Source organism: Alcanivorax sp. DSM 26293 (assembly GCF_900107995.1).
Lineage (GTDB): Bacteria > Pseudomonadota > Gammaproteobacteria > Pseudomonadales > Alcanivoracaceae > Alcanivorax.
The window spans coordinates 272,330-292,542 of record NZ_FNUM01000005.1 but is presented as its reverse complement, the minus strand read 5'-3'; the positions used below and the strand labels follow the sequence as shown (position 1 = coordinate 292,542).

The 20,213-nt window shown below is 59.4% G+C and carries 18 protein-coding genes; 10 read left to right on the top strand and 8 right to left on the bottom strand.

Going from position 1 to position 20,213, the window contains the following annotated elements; genetic code table 11:
• The first annotated feature begins 19 nt into the window (after positions 1-19).
• The 6 genes from C4S63_RS11300 (at position 20) to uca (ending at position 7,817) form a co-directional block, all read left to right on the top strand.
• On the top strand, positions 20-1,084 hold the full coding sequence (locus C4S63_RS11300; protein ID WP_063508461.1) for a putative urea ABC transporter substrate-binding protein: 1,065 nt from the start codon (positions 20-22) through the stop codon (positions 1,082-1,084).
• A gap of 61 nt (positions 1,085-1,145) precedes the next feature.
• Positions 1,146-1,964: an ABC transporter permease gene (locus C4S63_RS11295; RefSeq protein ID WP_063508462.1), complete on the top strand. Its 819-nt coding sequence runs from the start codon at positions 1,146-1,148 to the stop codon at positions 1,962-1,964.
• A 2-nt stretch (positions 1,965-1,966) separates the two neighbouring features.
• Positions 1,967-2,758, top strand: coding sequence for an ABC transporter ATP-binding protein (locus C4S63_RS11290; protein WP_103917607.1), 792 nt, complete (start codon positions 1,967-1,969; stop codon positions 2,756-2,758).
• Positions 2,759-2,774: 16 nt separating this feature from the next.
• Positions 2,775-3,491 carry an urea amidolyase associated protein UAAP1 gene (locus C4S63_RS11285; protein WP_103917606.1) on the top strand — a complete coding sequence of 239 codons (717 nt, stop codon included), beginning with the start codon at positions 2,775-2,777 and terminating at the stop codon, positions 3,489-3,491.
• 10 nt (positions 3,492-3,501) lie between these two features.
• Entirely contained in the window at positions 3,502-4,143 is a 642-nt protein-coding gene (locus C4S63_RS11280; protein ID WP_103917605.1) for an urea amidolyase associated protein UAAP2, read from the top strand.
• Between the two features lie 86 nt (positions 4,144-4,229).
• Positions 4,230-7,817: an urea carboxylase gene (uca, locus tag C4S63_RS11275; protein WP_103917604.1), complete on the top strand. Its 3,588-nt coding sequence runs from the start codon at positions 4,230-4,232 to the stop codon at positions 7,815-7,817.
• Positions 7,818-7,928: 111 nt separating this feature from the next.
• Here uca and C4S63_RS11270 read toward each other — a convergent pair whose 3' ends face one another.
• The 4 genes from C4S63_RS11270 to C4S63_RS11255 all read right to left on the bottom strand — a co-directional run bounded on the left by C4S63_RS11270 (position 7,929) and on the right by C4S63_RS11255 (position 9,723).
• Positions 7,929-8,777 carry an alpha/beta fold hydrolase gene (locus C4S63_RS11270; protein ID WP_160052760.1) on the bottom strand — a complete coding sequence of 283 codons (849 nt, stop codon included), beginning with the start codon at positions 8,775-8,777 and terminating at the stop codon, positions 7,929-7,931.
• On the bottom strand, positions 8,764-8,955 hold the full coding sequence (locus tag C4S63_RS11265) for a DUF1272 domain-containing protein (protein ID WP_063508468.1): 192 nt from the start codon (positions 8,953-8,955) through the stop codon (positions 8,764-8,766). Before C4S63_RS11265 ends, C4S63_RS11270 begins: the two co-directional genes overlap by 14 nt.
• A 69-nt stretch (positions 8,956-9,024) precedes the next feature.
• Positions 9,025-9,204 (bottom strand): hypothetical protein, encoded by a 180-nt coding sequence (locus C4S63_RS11260; protein ID WP_063508469.1) that lies wholly within the window; start codon positions 9,202-9,204, stop codon positions 9,025-9,027.
• A 132-nt stretch (positions 9,205-9,336) separates the two neighbouring features.
• Entirely contained in the window at positions 9,337-9,723 is a 387-nt protein-coding gene (locus tag C4S63_RS11255) for a hypothetical protein (RefSeq protein WP_103917602.1), read from the bottom strand.
• A 143-nt stretch (positions 9,724-9,866) separates the two neighbouring features.
• Here C4S63_RS11255 and C4S63_RS11250 point away from each other — a divergent pair, with 143 nt between their 5' ends.
• From C4S63_RS11250 to C4S63_RS11240, 3 genes are all read left to right on the top strand, one after another.
• The gene (locus tag C4S63_RS11250) at positions 9,867-10,652 is read left to right on the top strand and encodes a helix-turn-helix domain-containing protein (protein WP_103917601.1); all 786 of its coding nucleotides are present in this window, start codon (positions 9,867-9,869) and stop codon (positions 10,650-10,652) included.
• Between the two features lie 64 nt (positions 10,653-10,716).
• The gene (rapA, locus tag C4S63_RS11245) at positions 10,717-13,623 is read left to right on the top strand and encodes an RNA polymerase-associated protein RapA (protein ID WP_103917600.1); all 2,907 of its coding nucleotides are present in this window, start codon (positions 10,717-10,719) and stop codon (positions 13,621-13,623) included.
• A 128-nt stretch (positions 13,624-13,751) separates the two neighbouring features.
• Positions 13,752-14,411, top strand: a complete 660-nt coding sequence (locus C4S63_RS11240; protein ID WP_063508473.1) for an alpha/beta hydrolase — start codon at positions 13,752-13,754, stop codon at positions 14,409-14,411.
• A 260-nt stretch (positions 14,412-14,671) separates the two neighbouring features.
• On the opposite strand, the gene C4S63_RS11235 is transcribed toward C4S63_RS11240, so the two are convergent.
• The 4 genes from C4S63_RS11235 to coxB are packed head-to-tail and all read right to left on the bottom strand — an operon-like array spanning position 14,672 to position 19,015.
• Positions 14,672-15,550 (bottom strand): cytochrome c oxidase subunit 3, encoded by an 879-nt coding sequence (locus C4S63_RS11235; RefSeq protein ID WP_062817424.1) that lies wholly within the window; start codon positions 15,548-15,550, stop codon positions 14,672-14,674.
• A gap of 29 nt (positions 15,551-15,579) precedes the next feature.
• Positions 15,580-16,155, bottom strand: coding sequence for a cytochrome c oxidase assembly protein (locus C4S63_RS11230; protein ID WP_062817425.1), 576 nt, complete (start codon positions 16,153-16,155; stop codon positions 15,580-15,582).
• 29 nt (positions 16,156-16,184) lie between these two features.
• The gene (ctaD, locus tag C4S63_RS11225) at positions 16,185-17,792 is read right to left on the bottom strand and encodes a cytochrome c oxidase subunit I (protein ID WP_062817426.1); all 1,608 of its coding nucleotides are present in this window, start codon (positions 17,790-17,792) and stop codon (positions 16,185-16,187) included.
• A 14-nt stretch (positions 17,793-17,806) separates the two neighbouring features.
• Positions 17,807-19,015 carry a cytochrome c oxidase subunit II gene (coxB, locus tag C4S63_RS11220; RefSeq protein WP_062817427.1) on the bottom strand — a complete coding sequence of 403 codons (1,209 nt, stop codon included), beginning with the start codon at positions 19,013-19,015 and terminating at the stop codon, positions 17,807-17,809.
• A 401-nt stretch (positions 19,016-19,416) separates the two neighbouring features.
• Here coxB and C4S63_RS11215 point away from each other — a divergent pair, with 401 nt between their 5' ends.
• On the top strand, positions 19,417-19,746 hold the full coding sequence (locus C4S63_RS11215; protein WP_062817428.1) for a DUF1820 family protein: 330 nt from the start codon (positions 19,417-19,419) through the stop codon (positions 19,744-19,746).
• Positions 19,747-20,213 lie beyond the last annotated feature (467 nt).

Sequence of the window (20,213 nt, the reverse complement as noted above, 5' to 3'; positions counted from 1 at the left end):
GTAGCCAAGGAGGTCCGAGATGACCCTTTCCGTACGCAAGACCGCTGCCGTTGCAGCAATTGCCCTGTTCACTTCCCTCATGCCGGTGACCGCACTGGCCAAAGACTCCTTCAGCATCTGCTGGTCCATCTATGTGGGCTGGATGCCCTGGGATTATGGCGCCCAACAGAAGATCGTCGACAAATGGGCCGACAAGTACGACATCGAAATCGACGTGGTGCAGATCAACGACTACGTGGAATCCATCAACCAGTACACCGCTGGCGCCTATGACGGCTGCGCCATGACCAACATGGACGCGCTGACCATTCCCGCCGCCGGCGGCGTGGATTCCACCGCCCTGATCGTGGGTGACTTCTCCAACGGTAACGACGGCGTGGTCCTTAAAGGCACCGACAAGCTGGCCGACATCAAGGGGCAGCAGGTGAACCTGGTGGAACTGTCCGTTTCCCACTACCTGCTGGCGCGGGCACTGGAAACCGTGGGGCTGACTGAGCGCGACCTGACCGTGGTGAATACCTCGGATGCGGATCTGGTTTCCGCCTTCACCACCAAAGGTGTCACTGCCGTGGCCACCTGGAACCCGTTGCTCAGCGAAATCACCGCCATGCCGGACAGCCACAAGGTGTTCGACTCGGCGCAGATCCCCGGTGAAATCATCGACCTGATGGTGGTCAACACCGACACCCTGAAAGCCAACCCGGAATTCGGCAAGGCACTCACCGGCGCCTGGTACGAAATCATGGCCACCATGTCCGCCGATGATGAGGCCGGCAAGGCCGCCCGGACCTTCATGGCCAACGCCTCCGGCACTGACCTGGCCGGCTATGAAGCGCAACTGGAATCCACCCGCATGTTCTATCAGCCCGCCGAGGCCGTGGCCTTCGTCAACAGCCCGGAGCTGAAAGACACCATGCAGAAAGTGGCGGAATTTTCCTTCCAGCATGGGCTACTGGGCGAAGGCGCCCCTGACGCCGGCTTTGTGGGCATTGAAACGCCCGCAGGCATCTACGGCAGCGACAGCAATGTGAAGCTGCGCTTTATCCCGGATTACATGGCAATGGCAGCGGAAGGAACGCTGTAGAGAAAAACCGTCAGACGCCGGATCAAGGCGTCTGACGCTTCAACCATCACCGGGAATTGCCATGAAAAAACTGATCAACCGTCAACCGGGACGCGTGGGCACCTGGGCATTGGGTCTGCTGCCTTTCGTGCTGTTGCTGATTGTCTATATGGTGGCCTCCGATGCGCGTCTGACGGCAAACCCCAATGACAAATTGCTGCCGGCGCTGGGCAGTTTTGTGGATGCCATCCAGCGCATGGCATTCGAACCCAGCAAACGCAGCGGCGACTATCTGTTGCTTAACGACACCCTGGCAAGCCTGCAACGGCTGGGCATCGGCGTGGCCATCAGTGCCCTGATTGCCCTGGTGGTGGGGATCGGCAATGGCACCATTCCCTATATCCGCTCCACTCTGTCCCCCCTGGTTACCGGTTTGTCATTGGTGCCACCCATGGCGATCCTGCCAGTGCTATTTATTATTTTTGGCCTGGGGGAATTGGCCAAGGTGATGCTCATCATCATCGGTATTACCCCGTTTCTGATTCGTGATCTGCAACAGCGTGCCCTGGAAATCCCCAACGAGCAGATCATCAAGTTACAAACCCTGGGCGCCAATACCTGGCAGATCATCACCCGGCTGGTCTGGCCCCAGCTGATGCCACGGTTGATCGGTGCCGTACGGCTGTCGCTGGGCCCGGCCTGGCTGTTCCTGATCGCCGCCGAGGCTATCGCCGCCACCGAAGGGCTGGGTTATCGCATCTTCCTGGTGCGGCGCTATCTGGCCATGGATGTGATTCTGCCCTATGTGGTGTGGATCACCCTGCTGGCGTTTGCCATCGACTTCCTGCTGCGTCGCTATTCGCAATGGCGCTACCCCTGGTTCCATCAGCAAGGACACTGACCATGGCCATTATCGAAATGAAAAACCTGTGGAAGGAGTATGGCGATCAGGTGGTGCTGGAACGGCTCAATGCCACTGTGCGGGAAGGCGAATTCGTCACCGTTGTCGGCGCCTCCGGGTGCGGCAAGACCACCTTCCTGAAAATGCTGCTGGGCACCGAGGCGCCCAGCCGCGGTGAGCTGTTGCTGGATGGAAAGCCCCTGCCCAGCGAGCCGGATGAAAGCCGCGGCATCGTGTTTCAGCGCTACTCGGTGCTCAACCACCTGACCGCACTGGAAAACGTGATGCTGGGTGGCGAACTGCAAGCCAGCCGCTGGCTGGGCATCAGCATGGGCAAGAAACGCAAACAGCTCCGCCAGGCCGCACTGCAAATGCTGGAATCCGTGGGGCTGGATCACGCTGCCGATAAGTATCCCCATGAATTGTCCGGCGGCATGCAGCAACGCCTGGCGCTGGCCCAGGCACTGATCAAACGTCCCCGTATCCTTCTACTGGATGAACCCTTCGGTGCCCTGGATCCGGGTATTCGGGCGGACATGCACAAACTGGTGCTGAGCCTGTGGAAAGAGCAGAACCTGACCGTATTCATGATCACCCACGATATCACCGAGGGGTTCTACCTTGGCACTCGCCTGTGGGTGTTTGACAAGCCCCGGCTGGACCCGCAGGCACCGAATGCCTATGGCGCCAAGGTTACCTATGACCTGCCGGTAGGGGACTGCGCCAGCGGCACCCTGAGCAATATCAACCAGAACGTGGGCGAGACCAGCCGCGTTCTTAACAACATCCTGTGACAACTAGGACTTCGCCATGAACGAAAGCCTTTACACCACCCTCCTGCCTGGCAGCGCCCACTGGTCGCTGCGGGTACGACGCGGCATGCAGCTGCGTTTTACCGACAAGGAAGGCGGCGCCAACCTGTCGGTGCTGATGTACAACCCGGAAATGCTGCTGGAACGCTATAACGCCCCGGACAGTCTCAAGGGCCAGCACACCTTCAAGCTGAGTAAAGGCCACTGCCTGTACTCGGACATGGGCCGGGTGTTCGCCTCTATCGTGGAAGACGATTTTGGTTGGCATGACACCGTATGCGGCACCCTCAGCGAGAAAACCCTGAAGGAAAAATATGCGGTGCGCTCCTACCAGGATTGCCACAACCAGTGGACGCTGAGCGGCGAGCACAGCTTTCTTACCGAGCTGGCCAAATACGGCCTCACCGAACGGGACATGGCCGCCAACCTGAACCTGTTCTCCAGAGTGACCACCGATGACGACGGCAACCTGGTGTTCGATGCATCTGCGGCAACGCCCGGCGCCAGCATCACTCTTCGCTTTGAGATGGACACCCTGGTGATTCTCCACACCTGTCCACATCCGCTGAATCCGTCAGAGGAATACCCGATGAAACCGGTACAGATTGAGATGCGGAAAGCCGATCCGGTTGCTGACGATGACTATTGCAAGAACTTCCGTCCGGAAAACGGTCGCGCCTTTGAAAACAACCGCCTCTATCATCTGGGTTTATAAGGAGCTGACCATGATCAAGGAAAGCACACGACAACCGGAACAGGCCTGCTTCCGTGAAGTGGTGGCTGCCGGTGATTATTTTATCCGCACCATCAAGAAGGGTCAGACCGTGCGTCTGCTGGACCTGGAAGGTAACCAGGCCGCCGACACCCTGTTCTACAGCGCCGAGGATCCCGCCGAGCGATATAGCGCCATGGACACCATCCGTGAACAGGGCAATGTGTACCTCACCGCCGGCACTACACTAATGAGCAACCGCATGAATCCGCTGTTGGAGATTGTCGCCGACACCTGCGGTCGTCATGACACCCTGGGCGGCGCCTGTGCCACGGAAAGCAACACTGTCCGCTACGACCTGGAAAAGCGCTGCATGCATGCCTGTCGCGACAGCTGGATGCTGGCCGTGAACGAACACCCGGAATTCCATCTGGCCAAGCAGGACATCACCCACAACATCAATTTCTTCATGAATGTGCCGGTGACTGCCGACGGAGGACTCACCTTTGAAGACGGCATTTCTGCACCGGGCAAGTATGTGGAACTGATCGCCCGTATGGATACGGTGATCCTGATTTCCAACTGCCCGCAGCTGAACAACCCCTGCAACGGCTATAACCCGACACCCATTGAAGTCCTGATCTGGAACGACTGAGTACCGATCAATTTCCCCGGGGACGACCTCGGCGGCCAAGGTGTGAATCGACGGGACGACCCGTCGCCTGTCGAAGAGACAATGCCATGTTCAACAAGGTTCTGATTGCCAATCGCGGCGCCATCGCCACCCGTGTCACCCGCACCCTCAAGACCCTAGGCGTGAAAGCCGTTGCCGTCTTTGCCGAAGCGGATCGGGATTCCCTGCATGTGAGCCAGGCCGATGAGGCTTACTGTCTTGGCGAGGGAAGCGCTCGCGAGACCTACCTGAACCAGGACAAACTGTTTGCGCTGATGGAACAGCACGGCGTGGATGCCGTCCACCCCGGCTATGGTTTCCTCAGTGAAAACCCGGATTTTGTGAAAGGTTGTGAGGCCCGTGGCATTGCCTTTATCGGCCCCACGCCGGAGCAGATGGATACCTTTGGTCTCAAACACACCGCCCGGACACTGGCACAAAAAACCGGCGTACCCCTGTTGCCCGGCACCGACTTGCTTATCGACAAGAATGCGGCCCTGAAAGCGGCTGAAGAGATTGGCTATCCGGTGATGTTGAAAAGCACCGCCGGCGGTGGCGGTATCGGTATGCAGATCTGCGAAAGCGCGGACAGTCTCGACAAGGCCTGGGACAGCGTGCGCCGCCTCAGTGCCAACAACTTTTCCAATGACGGCGTCTTTATCGAAAAATACATCGCCCGCGCCCGCCATATCGAAGTGCAAGTGTTCGGCGATGGCATGGGCCGGGCCATCACCCTGGGCGAGCGAGACTGTTCCGCCCAGCGCCGCCATCAGAAAGTGCTGGAAGAAACCCCCGCGCCCAATCTGCCGGATGAAGTCCGCAGCGAACTGCAGGACACCGCCCGGGCCCTGATGGAAGCGGTGCAGTACCGCAATGCCGGCACCGTGGAATTCATTCTCGACCAGGGTTCCAACGCGTTTTATTTTCTGGAAGTGAACACCCGCCTGCAGGTGGAACACGGTGTCACCGAACAGGTCTTCGGCGTGGATCTGGTGGAGTGGATGGTCAAGCTGGCCGCCGGTGATCTGCCACCACTGGATTCCCTCGGCCCCTTTCATCCTGACGGCCACTCGATTCAGGCACGGGTGTATGCGGAAGATCCCAACAAGGATTTCCAGCCCAGCGCCGGCCTGCTCACTGCCGTGGAGTTTCCGCAGGCGGATGGCAATGCACTGCGTATCGATCACTGGGTGGAAGCCGGCCTCAACGTCTCTCCCCTGTTCGATCCCATGCTGGCCAAGGTGATCATCCACGAAGGGGATCGTGACAGCGCCCTGGCCGCACTCAGCGACACGCTGGACAGCATCACCCTGGAAGGCATCGAAACCAACCGGGACTATGTCCGCGCCATCCTCGCCGACCCGGTGTTCGCAGAAGGCCGCATGACCACCCGCTACCTGAATGCTTTCAGCTACGCCCCCTTTACCCTGGATGTACTGGCCGGCGGCACCATGACCACGGTGCAGGACTACCCGGGTCGCAGCGGCTACTGGCCGGTGGGCGTGCCACCGTCCGGCCCCTTCGACAGCCTCAGCTTCCGTCTCGGTAATCGTCTGCTGGGCAATGATGAGAATGCCGCCGGACTGGAATTCACCCTTAACGGCCCGACCCTGAAATTCAATCAGGCCACCCGTATTGCCCTCACCGGTGCGGACATGCAGGCCACCCTGGATGGCATGTCGCTGAAAACTTACCAGGCCTTTGCCGTAAAACCTGGCCAGGTACTGAAACTGGGCAAGGTCAGCGGCGAAGGCGCCCGGGCCTATCTGTCCATCGCCGGTGGCATCCAGTGCACTCCGTACCTGGACTCACGCAGCACCTTTACCCTGGGCCAGTTTGGCGGCCACGGCGGTCGTGCCCTGCGCACCGGGGATGTGCTGCACTTTTCTGAAGATAGCGGCGCCGCCAGCAAGGTGACGATCCCGGAAAGTCTCAAACCCAGGCTGGGCAAACAGTGGACCCTGCGAGTGATCTACGGCCCCCATGGCGCGCCGGATTTTTTCACCGACGACGACATGGCCATGTTCTTCGCCACCGACTGGCAGGTGCACTACAACTCCAGCCGCACCGGTATTCGTCTGGTGGGCCCAAAACCCGAATGGGCGCGCAGTGACGGTGGTGAAGCGGGCATGCACCCGTCCAATATTCATGACAACGCCTACGCCGTGGGCACGGTGGATTTCACCGGTGACATGCCGGTGATCCTGGGCCCGGACGGACCGTCACTGGGTGGCTTTGTCTGCCCCGCCACGGTGGTCATGGCCGACCGCTGGAAGCTGGGTCAGCTGAAGGCCGGCGACACCCTGCGCTTCCAGTCCATCAGCCTGGGAGATGCGGACGCCCTGGCGGCTGAACAGGACGCCTGCCTGTCTTCACTCAGTGAGCCGAAAAAACAGGTAGAAAGTGCGCCCATCACCTCGCCGATCCTCAATACATTGTCAGAGCAGGAAGTGGGCGTGGATGTGATCTACCGCGCCGCCGGTGATCGCTACCTGCTGGTGGAATACGGCCCGCTGGTGCTGGACTTGCGTTTACGCTTCCGGGCGGATGCGTTGATGTTGTGGCTGGAAGAACAGAATCTCAACGGCGTGATTGAGCTGACCCCGGGCATCCGTTCCTTGCAGGTGCATTTCGATCCGCAACGCTTGCCCCGTCACACCCTGCTGAAAACGCTGGCAGAAGCCGAACGGGCCCTGCAACAACAGGATGATCTGGAGGTGCCCTCCCGGATCGTACATATCCCGCTGAGCTGGGATGACCAGGCCTGCCACCAGGCCATCGAGAAATACATGCAGTCAGTGCGCAAGGATGCCCCCTGGTGCCCCTCCAACCTGGAATTCATCCGCCGCATCAACGGCCTGGACAGCATCGATGAGGTAAAAGAGATCCTGTTCAGCGCCAGCTATGTGGTCATGGGGCTGGGCGATGTGTATCTGGGTGCGCCGGTGGCCACGCCCTACGATCCGCGTCACCGGCTGGTCACCACCAAGTACAACCCGGCCCGCACCTGGACCGCGGAAAACTCCGTGGGCATTGGCGGCGCCTACCTGTGCGTGTACGGCATGGAAGGTCCCGGGGGGTACCAGTTCGTGGGCCGCACCCTGCAGATGTGGAACCGTTACCGAAAAACCGGGGCCTTCGACAAACCCTGGCTGCTGCGCTTCTTCGACCAGATTCGCTTCTATGAAGTCAGCCACGAAGAGCTCAACCAGATCCGCCGGGATTTCCCCAAAGGGGACTATCCCATCAAGGTGGAAGAAACCACCTTCAAGTTGAGCGAGTATCAGCGTTTTCTGGATGACAACCAGCAGGACATTACCCAATTCACCGAAGCACGTAACCGGGCCTTTGATGAAGAACTGCAACGCTGGGTGGAGAGCGGCCAGATCCACTTCCAGTCCGCACAGGATCTGGATGCAGACAACGTCACCGAAGAGGTGGCCGGCACCCCGGTGGAGTCCCCGGTGGCCGGCAACATCTGGAAACTGAACGTGAGCGAAGGGGACGCCGTGAACGAAGGCGACGTGGTAGCCGTACTGGAATCCATGAAAATGGAAATCGAGATCAGCGCCCCGGAAAGCGGCAAGGTGGTTGCCATCAACCGCCAGGAAGGTCAGCAGATCAATGCCGGCCAGGCGATCATGGTGCTGGACTGAACCGACAGGAACAAGGCTGGAGCGATGGGCCAGCCTTGGTGCCTCTCACCCTCTCCCTGTCCCTCTCCCCTCAAGGGAGAGGGGACCCTCCAGCCAGGCCTTTGCGCTTTTTCAGAGATTATCCAACCAGGTCGCTATGGTCTGCGTGACCGCTTCAGGTTTGCGCGCCCAGCGGAAGTGGTCCGCCTTGTCACCCAATACTTGGGCATTGAGGACACGATGTTCCACCTCGGCCTGAATGAATTTGTCGCTGACCGCGTGAACCGATTCCCGGGGCGCATAGGCATCATCCTGCATGCGCAGGCAAAGCAGCGGACCGGTATAGGCGGCGATGCCACTGTCCAGGTCCTGGCTCAGACCACTGGCCTGATAGCGGTTGGTTTTTGCCACGGCCAGCCAGTCAGTCATCAGCGTCCGGGCCTCACGGCCCCCAAAACCCAACTGCTTTCCGGGGTAATAGCCGAGCAACGCACAGGCCGGCGGAATCAGTCTGCAGAGCCATTTTAACTTCCGTGCAGTGTCACCGGTGAAGCCTCCCACCCAGGGACTGCCGCAGGCAGCCAGAATCACCCCATTCACCTGTTGAGGATAGAGCCCTGCCGCCATGGCGGCATAGTGCCCGCCCAGGGAGTGGCCCATCAGATAAACTGGTTGATGCGGCGCGGTGGCCGTCAGCCATTCCAGGGCGGCGGGGATTTCATTGATCAGGGTCTCTCGAAACCCCCAGTCACAACGGCGCGATGCACGCCATGGACTGTCGCCGTGGCCGCGCTGTTCCAGCAGAGCCACATTAATGCCCTTGTCCTGCATCGCCAAAGCCAGGGGCTGATAGAACCGTGCCCCCATCCCCAACGCCGGCATCACCACCACCGTGGCAGCAGCAGCCTCGGCGGCAAACCACTGCAAGGGAAGCCTATAACCGGCACCGGCAGGCAGGGAGACGGATTCAGCCGCTCTCATTGCTGGCCTCCTGACGGCGGGGGCGACGCACCAGCTCCCCCTGACAATTGGGGCAACGGCTCGCATGGACGGTGCAACAGTCCACGCAGTAGGTGCATTCGTAGGAGCAGATATAGGCTTCTGCCTGGGCCGACAAGAGACGCTGGCAGGTCTCGCACTGTGTTTTCATCTTCAGCATGAAATGTCCTTGCAGGCTGTCGAAGTGCCCGTTGCATGTTCAGCGTGAAACTGGCTCTTCAACACGCAGCTAGTGGGCCTTCACTTTCTGTTTGCCGCAGCGCTCGCAGCGATACACCGTCACCAGCTTTCCCTGCTTCACATCGAACTGCTTGTCCTTGCACACCACCCATTTATGAAAGCCATGCTGACACATGCCTTTGCGCGGGGTTTTCTTTTCCGGTTTCTTGAACGGCAGAATATCGCCCATGACCACAGCACATCTTGATAACGATCCACCGAGGATAGCGTAATTTCCCGTTCAACGCGTCAGCAGCCCATGGCGAGAGATGTCATTTCCTTGATAAAGAAACCGGAGCCCCTGCCAGGCCCCGGCACTCGCTCAGGCCAGTTGTTGACGTTGCAGGCCCCGCCGCTGGCATAGCGCACAAAACGCCACCAGTAACGCCACATCCAGCAGCAGGATCTGGCCCCAAAAGGACAGCCAGGGAGCGGCCACGATCATGGCCACCGGGGTGGCCACCACCCAGGCAGCATCCGCTGTAGTGATCATTTTGGCCAGGAGCTGAGAAATCGGCTTGCGGGTAGCCGCCCAGGCCACATCGGCGGCAAACAGCAGCAGCCCAGCGCCAAGTACCATCAGGATCAGCGGATTGAACTCACCCATCAGCGCCGCCACGGCACTGGGGTAAAACAGCAGAATCACTCCCAAAATGGTAGAACACAGGGCATTGAACAGCAGAGCAGATTTAAGAGACGTCCAAGGCATGATGCACCTCCGATTTGATTAAGTGGTACATTCAGATTTCCCTGATCAGGGAAGAGGAACAATTACCTCAGAGGTAATGGTGAAGCCTGCCACGCTCTTGCATGCTTACCCGGCACTCGGACAACCCCGCTCCAGGAGAGCCCATGCAGACCGGACAGATACTCGCTGAACTGCGCAAGACACGGCGCCTGAGCCAACTGGATCTGGCTCTGCGTGCGGACGTTTCCAGTCGACATCTGAGTTTTATCGAGACCGGCCGTAGCCAGGCCAGCTCGCAGATGCTCAAACGTCTGGCCATGGAGCTGGAGTTGAGCTGCCGGGACACCAATCGGCTGCTGCTGTCCGCCGGTTATGCCCCGGCCTTCAGTGAAACCGATCTGGACAGCGAGTCCATGGCACCGGTGCGCCAGGCGCTGGAGGTCATGCTGGTCAATCACAATCCTTTCCCTGCCGTGGTGCTGGATGCCCAGTGGAACGTGTTGATGGCCAATCAGGCACAGCAACAGCTGATGGCCATGATGATGCAGGAGCGTGGCCCCTTCCCGCAGACCACCAATGTGGTGGAGCTGGTGTTTCACCCCCAGGGTTACCGGCCTTTTCTGGCCAACTGGGAAGAAGTGGCAAGCGTTCTGTTACGGCGCCTGCATCGGGACCAGCAAGCCCGTCCGACCCCGGCGCTGACCCGCCTGCTGGAACGCCTCGGAGCACTAGCGGATGTGGAGACCCTGCTCCACCGGGACCCGCCGAGCGACCGCAACGAGCCCATGCTGGCTCTGGATATCCACCTGGCCGGGCAACGCCTGCGCAGTTTCTCCACCCTGGCCAGTTTCGGCACCGCTCTGGATGTGGTGATGGAAGAGCTGTGTATCGAGCACTTTTTCCCCGCCGATGACGCCACCCGACGCTGGTTTCGCAAGCAGATTCAATAACCCCATCGAAGGGGCAGGCGCAAACCCGTATAATTCGCCCCCCGAGAATCAACCGGCAGTGATAATGACTGATTTTACCCCCGGCCAGCGCTGGCTGAGCGAATCCGAAACCGAACTGGGCCTCGGCATCATCAAGGAATTGGATTACCGACTGGTCACCGTGGGCTACCCGGCGGTAGAAGAGGAGCGTACCTACGCCATCAACAACGCGCCCCTGTCGCGGGTCATCTTCAGCACCGGCGATACCATCCGCACCGCCGACGAGCTGGAGCTGGTGGTGACCGAGGTCAACGAACTCAACGGGCTCAAGGTCTACATGGCCCACCCACTGGGCCAGCCAGAAGACGTGCAGCCGGTGCCGGAAACCCACCTGGGCCACAAACTGCGCCTGACTACCGCCTTGGATCGTCTGCTGTCCAACCAGCTGTCCTCCAACCGCTGGTTCGAACTGCGGGTGGATGCGCTGAACGCTCACTGCCAACAACAGCAGTCCACCATCAAGGGCCTGCGTGGCCCGCGCATCGACCTGATCGGCCATCAGCTCTACATTGCTGACCAGGTGGCCAACCGCTTCGCTCCCCGGGTACTGCTCGCCGATGAAGTGGGCCTGGGCAAGACCATCGAAGCCGGTCTGATTCTCCATCAGCAATTGCTCAGCGGCCGTGCCAAGCGGGTACTGGTGGTGGTGCCTTCACCGCTGGTGCACCAGTGGTTTGTGGAAATGGTGCGTCGTTTCAATCTGCACTTTTCCATTTTCGATGCGGAGCGGCTTAACGCGCTGCAGCCGCAAACCAGCATCAAGGATATGCTGGCGCAGATTATCGAAGAGGAAAAAGCCGCCGCAGAAAACGACGGGGGCGATGACACCGACGAGGCCGTAGAGCAGACCTGGGACAACCCCTTTCTCAGTGAACAGCTGATCCTGTGCAGCACTGATTTTCTCGCCGAGTGCGATATCGACCAGCTGGCGGCTGCCGACTGGGACCTGCTGGTGGTGGACGAAGCCCACCACCTGGAATGGGCGCCAGACGCCCCCAGCGACGATTACCAGCGGGTAGAGACCATTGCCCGCCAGGCCCATGGCCTGCTACTGCTCACCGCCACCCCGGAACAACTCGGCCTGGAAAGCCACTATGCGCGGCTGCGCCTGCTGGACCCGGATCGCTACCCCAGCCTGGAGGCCTTCCGCGAGGAACAGACCCACTACCAGGAAATCGCCAGCCTGGCCGGCAAGCTCCATGACGAGGACAGCTGGTCCGCTGACCTGAAGGCCGAGGCAGCCCGCCTGCTGCCGGACATGACCATCAGTGAAGACCAGCGTGAGGCAATTCTGGCCGAACTGCTGGACCGCTCGGGCCCCGGCCGGGTCATGTTCCGCAACACCCGTCATAACATTGCCGGCTTCCCGACCCGCCACGTGCACGGCATTCCGTTACCGCTGCCGGAGGAATACCAGTACGACAGCGACGAGGAACGGGAAGGCCATCTGCACCCGGAAACCCTGTTCCACGACGACCGCTGGTGCACCCTGGACCCTCGGGTCAGTTGGCTGGAAAAGTTCTTCAAGGAACACCGCAAAGACAAGGTGCTGGTGATCTGTGCCAACCGCCATACCGCCACCGATCTGCATGCCCACTGCAACTACAAGCTGGGCATGAACGTGGCCATGTTCCATGAGGACATGGACCTGATCGAGCGGGACCGGGCTGCCGCCTTCTTCGCCGATGATGTGGATGGTGCCCAGGCGCTGATCTGTTCCGAGATCGGCTCCGAAGGCCGGAACTTCCAGTTTGCCCACCATCTGGTGCTGCTGGACCTGCCGCTGAATCCGGACCTGCTGGAACAGCGCATCGGCCGGCTGGACCGTATCGGCCAGACTGAAGACATCCAGATCCATGTGCCCTACTTTGAGGCCCACGCCCAGGAAGTGCTGTTCCGCTGGTACCACGAAGGCATGAATGCCTTCGAGCACACCAACCCGGCCGGCCACGACATCTACCTGCGTAGCCGCGATGCCCTGGAACCGCTGCTGTGTGGCGACCCGGAATACACCGCCATTGATGCCCTGGTGTCGGAGACCCGCACCATTGCCGATGAACTGCATACCCTGATGGAAACCGGCCGCGACCGGTTGCTGGAGCTGAGTTCCTTCGACAACGATCGGGCCGAACAACTGAAACAGGCCCTCGCCGACTCCGATAACGACAGCCCCCTGCCCTTCATGCAGCGGGTCTTCGATCGCTACGGTGTGGATCAGGAAGATCATTCCGACACCGCCGTGATCCTCAAACCCGGCCCGCATATGCGCGATGCCTTCCCGGGGCTGCCGGAGGAAGGCGTAACCATGACCGACAACCGAGCCACCGCCCTGGCCCGGGATGACATGCAGTTCCTTACCTGGGAGCATCCCATGGTCACCGGCAGCCTGGACATGCTGCTTACCGAACACCGTGGCAAGGCTGCCGTGAGTCTGCTCAAAAACCCCAAGATCAATGCCGGCACCCTGCTGATCGAGGCCATCTACACCATCGATGCGGTGGCCCCCAAATACCTGCAGGCGGACCGCTTCCTGCCCACCACGGTGATTCGCCACTTGCTGGATGCCAACGGCAAGAACATCAGCCAGGCGATCAGCCACGAGGGCCTGAGCCAGCAATGCCACAAGATGGACAAGCCACTGAGCCGCAAGATTGTCGGCAGCCAGAAACCGCTGCTGGACAAACTGCTCAAGGCCGATGAAGCCCGCGCCGTCGAAGAGGCCCGCGGCACCATCGACGATGCCCTGGAAAAAATGCGCCGGGAACAGGCCCATGAACTGGCCCGTCTGAAAGCCCTGCAAGCCAAGAACCCGGCGGTGCGCGATGAGGAGATCCAGGCGCTGGAAGCCCAGACTGAGGCGCTGGAAAAAGTACTCGGCGAAGCCCGCTGTCAGCTGGAAGCCGTGCGCGTGATTGTGGCCGGCGGGGCCTAAAAAACGAGGAGCGAGTTGCGAGGGACGAGTAGCGAAAACCTTGATGGCTGCCGGGGTTTGCCTTTCGCTCCTCGCAACTCGTCACTCGCCACTGCCTTCCCATCTGCACAAACCCCAAAGGACAAAGCATGAGCGAACTGTTGAAGTGTGTGGAAATCGAGCCGGCCGGCGACGCCACGGCTACCGTGATCTGGCTGCATGGCCTTGGGGCCAGTGGCCACGATTTCGAGCCCATCGTGCCGGAGTTGCAGTTGCCCGCTGGATTGCCGGTACGCTTTGTCTTTCCCCATGCGCCGGACATTCCCGTCACCGTTAACGGCGGCATGGTAATGCCCGCCTGGTACGACATTCTGGCCATGGATATCGACCGCAAGGTGGACGAGGCCGGCGTGTTGGCGTCCGCCGATGCCGTAGACGCTCTGATCGAACGGGAAATCCAGCGCGGCATTCCCGCCCATCGGATCGTCATCGCCGGTTTCTCCCAGGGCGGTGCCGTTGCCTACCAGGCTGCATTGCGCTACCCGCAGAAGCTGGCCGGGCTGCTGACCCTGTCCACCTATATGGCCATGCCGGTCACACCGTCTGCTGCCAATGCGTCCCTGCCCGTCATGATCTGCCACGGCAGCCAGGACCCGATGGTCCCGGAAGTGCTGGGTCGTCGCGCCGCAGACACCTTGACCACTATGGGCTTCGCGCCGGAATACCTGACCTATCCCATGGAGCACATGGTCTGCCTGGAACAGATCCGCGATATCGGGCAGTGGCTGAGCCGCGTACTCTCAGACTGATCTTCCCTTTCTGTTGGAGCCTTGCTTGCAAGGCGAGTCTTGGCTGGCTTTGTGAAAAAGGATAGCCTTTCGCCTTGCAAGCAAGGCTCCAACGCGGTCATCTCTACTCTCTTTCCAACGCCATTCACAATGGCGCCTCGATAACGGCCCTTCGCCGGGGCGTTGCTCACACCATGCAGATCAAAACAAAAAAAGCCGCGCTCCTCTCGGAGCGCGGCTTTTTTGGTGTTGCCTGCAGCGTGAAGCGTGCTGCCGCCTGCTTACAACCAGTAAACGGTCACGAACAGGAACAGCCAGACCACGTCCACAAAGTGCCAGTACCAGGCACCCGCTTCCCAGGCAAAGCAGTTATCCGGGCTGAAGTGACCCTTGATAACACGGATCAGAGTGATAAACAGGAAGATGGTCCCGATGGTCACGTGGGCACCGTGGAAGCCGGTGAGCAGGAAGAACAGGCTGCCGTAGATGCCTGCATCCAGCGTCAGACCCATGTCATAGGCGTGCACATATTCCAGGCCCTGCAGACCCAGGAAGATGACACCCAGTACCACAGTGATGGCCTGGAAGATGATCAGCTTGCCACGCTGGTTTTCCAGCAGAGCGTGGTGGGCAATGGTCAGGGTAATGGAGCTGACCAGCAGGATGGCGGTGTTGATGGCCGGCAGACCCCAGGCCCCCATGGGCGTGGTGGTGGTACCGTCCGGGGTCACAGTCAGCGGCCACATGGCCTGGAAACCCGGCCACAGCAGTTCGTGGGTCATGGCGTTGGAGCCTTCACCGGACAGCCACGGAATGATCAACCAGCGGGTGTAGAACATGGCGCCAAAGAAGGCGGCAAAGAACATCACCTCGGAAAAGATGAACCACAGCATGCCCTGGCGATAGGACCCGCCCAGCTGGTTGCTGTGCAGACCGCCCACGGATTCCTTGATGGTGTCGCGCCACCAGGCGGCAATCACCAGCAGCAACCAGGCCAGACCAATGAAGAACAGCGGCTTGCCGAAGAAGTTCGGCTCCATGGTATCCATGGTGCTCTGCTGAATGAACTTGGCACCGCCAATGGCGGTCATGAACAGGCCGATGGACGCGGTCAGCGGCCACGGGCTGCTCTCGGGAACGTAATACTTTTCAGTAGCCATTCGAAAATCTCCTCTACAACCGGCTGTTATCAGTTCACAGCCACGCTGTTATTTTTACCGGCGACCCGCTCTGTCACATCGAAGATCGTATAGGACAGAGTGAATTGATTAATGTGACCGGGAATTTCCGGGTCCAGATAGAAAATCATCGGCATGTCCTTGCGCTCTCCAGCCGCCAGGGTCTGCTGATCAAAGCAGAAACACTGGGTCTTGTGCAGGTAGCGCGCAGCTTCCCCCGGTGACACGGAAGGGATGCTCTGGGTAATCATGTCCTTTGATGTCGGGTTGCTGGCGTAAAAATGCACCAGGGTGATTTCCCCCGGATGTACCTTGACCCGCTTGGTCTCGGAGGTGAATTCTCCTGTGAGACCATCGCCTTTCTGGGTAATGAATTCCACGGTCACGGTACGGTCAGCCACCACCTGTTCGGGAACATCGGTGGCTGCCGTACTGGATGTTTTGCCGTTGAGACCGGTGATGTCACAAATAACGTTATAGAACGGCACCATGAGAAAGGCGAAGCCGAACATGGCTACCGCCCAGATCAACAGCTTCTTCAGCGTACGCTGGTTGCGTTCTTCCACGCTGAGCTGTTTTTCACTCATGGTGCCCGCTCCTGTCCGTTATCCGGGACTTACTTGACCACCGGCGGGGTGTCGTAGGTGTGGAACGGCGCCGGAGACGGCACTTCCCATTCCAGACCCTCGGCCCCATCCCACGGCTTGGCCGGGGCTTTCTCGCCTTTCTTCATGGCGCACAGCACGGCGACCGCAAGGAACAGCAGCTGGGACAGACCGAACCAGAAGCCACCAATGGAAATCCAGAAGTTGTAGTCCGCAAACTGCAGCGCGTAGTCAGCGTAACGACGCGGCATGCCGGCCAGACCCACGAAGTGCATGGGGAAGAACAGCAGGTTGGCGGAAATCAGGGAGTTCCAGAAGTGCAGCTCACCCAGGGTCTTGTTGGGCATCACGCCGGACCACTTCGGCAGCCAGTAGTAGGCAGCAGCGAAGATGGAGAAGATCGCACCGGTCACCAGTACATAGTGGAAATGCGCCACCACGAAGTAGGTGTCATGGTACTGGAAGTCCACCGGAGTGATCGCCAGCATCAGGCCGGACAGACCGCCACAGGTAAACAGCACCACAAAGGCGATGGCCCACTTCATCGGCAGCTCGAAGCTCATGGAGCCGCGCCACATGGTGGCCACCCAGTTGAACACCTTCACACCGGTGGGAACGGAGATCAGCATGGTCATGTACATGAAGAACAGGGTGCCGGCCAGCGGCATGCCCACGGTGAACATATGGTGGGCCCAGACCACGAAGGACAGCAGCGCAATGGACGCGGTCGCATACACCATGGAGGCGTAACCGAACAGCGGCTTGCGGGCAAAGGCCGGGATGATCGCTGACACGATACCGAAGCTCGGCAGGATCATGATGTACACCTCGGGGTGCCCGAAGAACCAGAAGATGTGCTGGAACAGGACCGGATCACCACCACCGGCGGCATCAAAGAAGCTGGTGCCGAAGTGACGGTCAGTCAGCATCATGGTGACTGCACCGGCCAGTACCGGGATAACCGCGATCAGCAGGAAGGCGGTGATCAACCAGGTCCAGACGAACAGCGGCATCTTCATCAGGGTCATGCCGGGGGCACGCATGTTGAAGACGGTAACGACCACGTTGATGGCACCCATGATGGAAGAGATACCCATCATGTGGACGGACAGGATGAACAGGTCCGTGGAGTCCGGGCCATATTTGGTGGACAGCGGAGCGTAGAAAGTCCAACCGAAGTTCGGCGCACTGGGGTTGCCATCACCGAAGGCACTCATGATCACGGAACCGATCAGGATCGCGAAGGCGAAAGGCAGGATCCAGAAGGACCAGTTATTCATCCGCGGCAGCGCCATATCCGGCGCACCAATCATCAAGGGAATCATCCAGTTGGCCAGGCCAACCGTGGCGGGCATTACCGCACCAAACACCATGACCAGGCCGTGTACGGTGGTCATCTGGTTGAAGAATTCCGGATCGACAAACTGCATGCCGGGCTCGAGGAGCTCGGCACGGATCACCATGGCCATGAAGCCGCCAGCGAGGAACATGGCGAAGCTGAACCACAGGTACAGAGTACCGATATCTTTGTGGTTGGTGCTGAACAGCCAACGTTTCAGGCCGGTCGGGGCGTGGTGATGATCGTGGTGATCATCATGGGTTGCAGCTGCAGTAGACATTGCTATCCCCTCCCTTATTCGTGGTCGTTAACGTCGGCGGGCTGGATCAGGTCGCCGGTGTCGTTGCCGAATGCGTTACGCTCGTAGGTCACTACCGCGGCAATCTGGCGCGGAGTCAGCTGAGCCTTGAATGCAGGCATGGCAGCACGGCCATTAACCAGCACATCGATGTGTTCGTTCAGGTACTCCGGCTTGGTGGAGAAATCGGTACCCGCAAACGGCAGACCGATACCACCTTCACCATTGGCGCCGTGGCACAGTGCACAGGCGCTGGCATAGACCTGCTTGCCTTCTTCCATGGCCTGATCCAGACCGCTGAACGGGGTCAGGTCAGGGCCGGAGGCGGCTTTCTCTTTCTCTTCGGCAATCCAGGTCTTGAATTCGTCCTGGCTGACCACTTCCACTGCGATCGGCATGAAAGCGTGGTTCTTGCCGCAAAGCTCGGCGCACTGACCGTAGTAAGTGCCTTCCTTGCCTTCCGGAACCTTGGCCCACATTTCATTGACGAAACCGGGAATAGCGTCTTTCTTGCCACCGAAATCGGGGATCCAGAAAGAGTGGATCACGTCGTCGGAGGTTACCAGGAAGCGAACTTTCTGGCCGGACGGAATGACCAGCTTGTTATCCACTTCCAGCTGGTAGTTGTGATCTTTCTCGGGAGCTTCCTTGCCGACCAGCTCTTTGGCGGTGCCATAGGGGAACAGACCACCGGACAGCACCGGGTTGTTGTACTGCTCCGGGGGAGTCGCCAGGTTGGAGAAGAAAGACACACCAATGTCGTTGTCGTCTTCGTAGGTCAGGTACTCGTAGCTCCACTTCCAGCGGTAGCCGGTCACCTTCACCGTCAGTTCCGATTCTGCGCTGTCGTCGATCTGCACCAGAACCCGGGTGGCAGGCACCGCCATGGCGATCAGAATCACGAAGGGAATCACGGTCCAGAGGACTTCCAGAAAGACATTCTCATGGAAGGTGGCCGGATTGGGGTTCTTGGCGCGGCGATGGCGGATCATGGAATACACGATCAGGCCAAACACCAGCAGACCAATAACGGTCACAATCCAGAGCACGGTGGTGTGAAGATCTTGAATATCCTGACTGACCTGGGTCACCCCCGGTCGCAGGTCGAGGTCGGAACGTTCGGTCCAGTCGCTGGCGAAGGTCATACCACTGATCATCAGTGACGTCAGACCCGCCGCCGCGCGGTGGAACAGAGTTGACTGCATGCGTTTGCTCCCTGTTTTCCCCAGCATGGCCTCGTAGGGCACGCTTGTTCTTTGCCGTCACCGGCACCTGGAAAGCGAAGTTTCAGGATGATGCGGTGGAGCCGCAGCCAACGCCTTGACCCGCAGACCTCAGCGACCAAGGGGGCGGCCACCAATAGGGATCATACGGGTGGCAAAATCCAATAAAATCAAACAGCTAGAAATCAGCATGATCAATTTCGCCGGATAGCCACAGGTGCGGCAAATTGCCCCACTGCATATATGGGCGCCAACTCTAGTCATTCGGATGGCCAAAGTCCAGCCGAAAGGTAGGGTTTATCAAGCCTTTCAGGCAGATACGAGCCCTCCCTCATCGTGCTAGACTCCGCTCCCCTTTACCACACACAGCTTGTACCACATCCATGTCAAAACGACGTCAAATCTATCGGGTGATATTCCACAATCAAGGTCATGTGTACGAGATCTATGCCTCACAGATATACCAAAGCGACCTTTACGGCTTTGTCGAGGTGGAAGACTTTCTGTTCGGAGAGCGGGCCAGCCTGGTAGTGGACCCGGGGGAGGAAAAGCTGAAACGGGAATTCAACGATGTGATGCGTTCCTTTATTCCCCTGCACGCGGTGATCCGTATCGATGAGGTGGAAAAGGAAGGCGTCGGCAAGATCATCGAGTCCAGCGGCAACAATATCACCGCTTTTCCCATGCCGCCGGGGCCGGCACCCAAGAAGTAACCCTTCTCGCCGGACATCAGACAAAAAAGAAGGGCGCCAGTCTTACTGAACGCCCCGAGGGTTGCCTGATGTTACAAGAGGAGAAAACGTATCTTGCTTACCTGATTGGTCCACCGGCGGGGAAAAAGGTTCCACCCACCGGAAAAAAATGTGATCGGGTTCAAACCCGGGGTTTCGCCGAATCGCGCAGCGGGTCGCCGGTATTGAGCGTCACCTGCTCGGCCCGGGCCAGCAACCGCACGAACAGAACCACCATCACTCGGGTTATCCATTCCATAACGCAGCCTCCAGACAATTCGAGGATGGGGTGAAGTGCATCCTGCTCCCTGGCCATCCATTTCCTGGCCCTTCACCACACTGTGCCCGCACCCGGCGGGCTCGTCAGGTGAGAGGCCGGCACTCAGGAGAAGTTCGGGGACCCGGCCCGTTTTTACCTGACTTTTACAAGCCGCTTCTTCTTACTACAA

Bases quoted from the DNA above. Each gene is read 5' to 3' on its own strand.
- coxB (WP_062817427.1), bottom strand. From the start codon at position 19,015: ATGCAGTCAACTCTGTTCCACCGCGCGGCGGCGGGTCTGACGTCACTG.
- C4S63_RS11230 (WP_062817425.1), bottom strand. From the start codon at position 16,155: ATGAGTGAAAAACAGCTCAGCGTGGAAGAACGCAACCAGCGTACGCTG.
- uca (WP_103917604.1), top strand. From the start codon at position 4,230: ATGTTCAACAAGGTTCTGATTGCCAATCGCGGCGCCATCGCCACCCGT.
- C4S63_RS11290 (WP_103917607.1), top strand. From the start codon at position 1,967: ATGGCCATTATCGAAATGAAAAACCTGTGGAAGGAGTATGGCGATCAG.
- C4S63_RS11240 (WP_063508473.1), top strand. From the start codon at position 13,752: ATGAGCGAACTGTTGAAGTGTGTGGAAATCGAGCCGGCCGGCGACGCC.
- C4S63_RS11235 (WP_062817424.1), bottom strand. From the start codon at position 15,550: ATGGCTACTGAAAAGTATTACGTTCCCGAGAGCAGCCCGTGGCCGCTG.
- C4S63_RS11255 (WP_103917602.1), bottom strand. From the start codon at position 9,723: ATGCCTTGGACGTCTCTTAAATCTGCTCTGCTGTTCAATGCCCTGTGT.
- rapA (WP_103917600.1), top strand. From the start codon at position 10,717: ATGACTGATTTTACCCCCGGCCAGCGCTGGCTGAGCGAATCCGAAACC.
- C4S63_RS11280 (WP_103917605.1), top strand. From the start codon at position 3,502: ATGATCAAGGAAAGCACACGACAACCGGAACAGGCCTGCTTCCGTGAA.
- C4S63_RS11285 (WP_103917606.1), top strand. From the start codon at position 2,775: ATGAACGAAAGCCTTTACACCACCCTCCTGCCTGGCAGCGCCCACTGG.
- C4S63_RS11300 (WP_063508461.1), top strand. From the start codon at position 20: ATGACCCTTTCCGTACGCAAGACCGCTGCCGTTGCAGCAATTGCCCTG.
- C4S63_RS11295 (WP_063508462.1), top strand. From the start codon at position 1,146: ATGAAAAAACTGATCAACCGTCAACCGGGACGCGTGGGCACCTGGGCA.
- ctaD (WP_062817426.1), bottom strand. From the start codon at position 17,792: ATGTCTACTGCAGCTGCAACCCATGATGATCACCACGATCATCACCAC.
- C4S63_RS11260 (WP_063508469.1), bottom strand. From the start codon at position 9,204: ATGGGCGATATTCTGCCGTTCAAGAAACCGGAAAAGAAAACCCCGCGC.
- C4S63_RS11215 (WP_062817428.1), top strand. From the start codon at position 19,417: ATGTCAAAACGACGTCAAATCTATCGGGTGATATTCCACAATCAAGGT.
- C4S63_RS11265 (WP_063508468.1), bottom strand. From the start codon at position 8,955: ATGCTGAAGATGAAAACACAGTGCGAGACCTGCCAGCGTCTCTTGTCG.
- C4S63_RS11270 (WP_160052760.1), bottom strand. From the start codon at position 8,777: ATGAGAGCGGCTGAATCCGTCTCCCTGCCTGCCGGTGCCGGTTATAGG.
- C4S63_RS11250 (WP_103917601.1), top strand. From the start codon at position 9,867: ATGCAGACCGGACAGATACTCGCTGAACTGCGCAAGACACGGCGCCTG.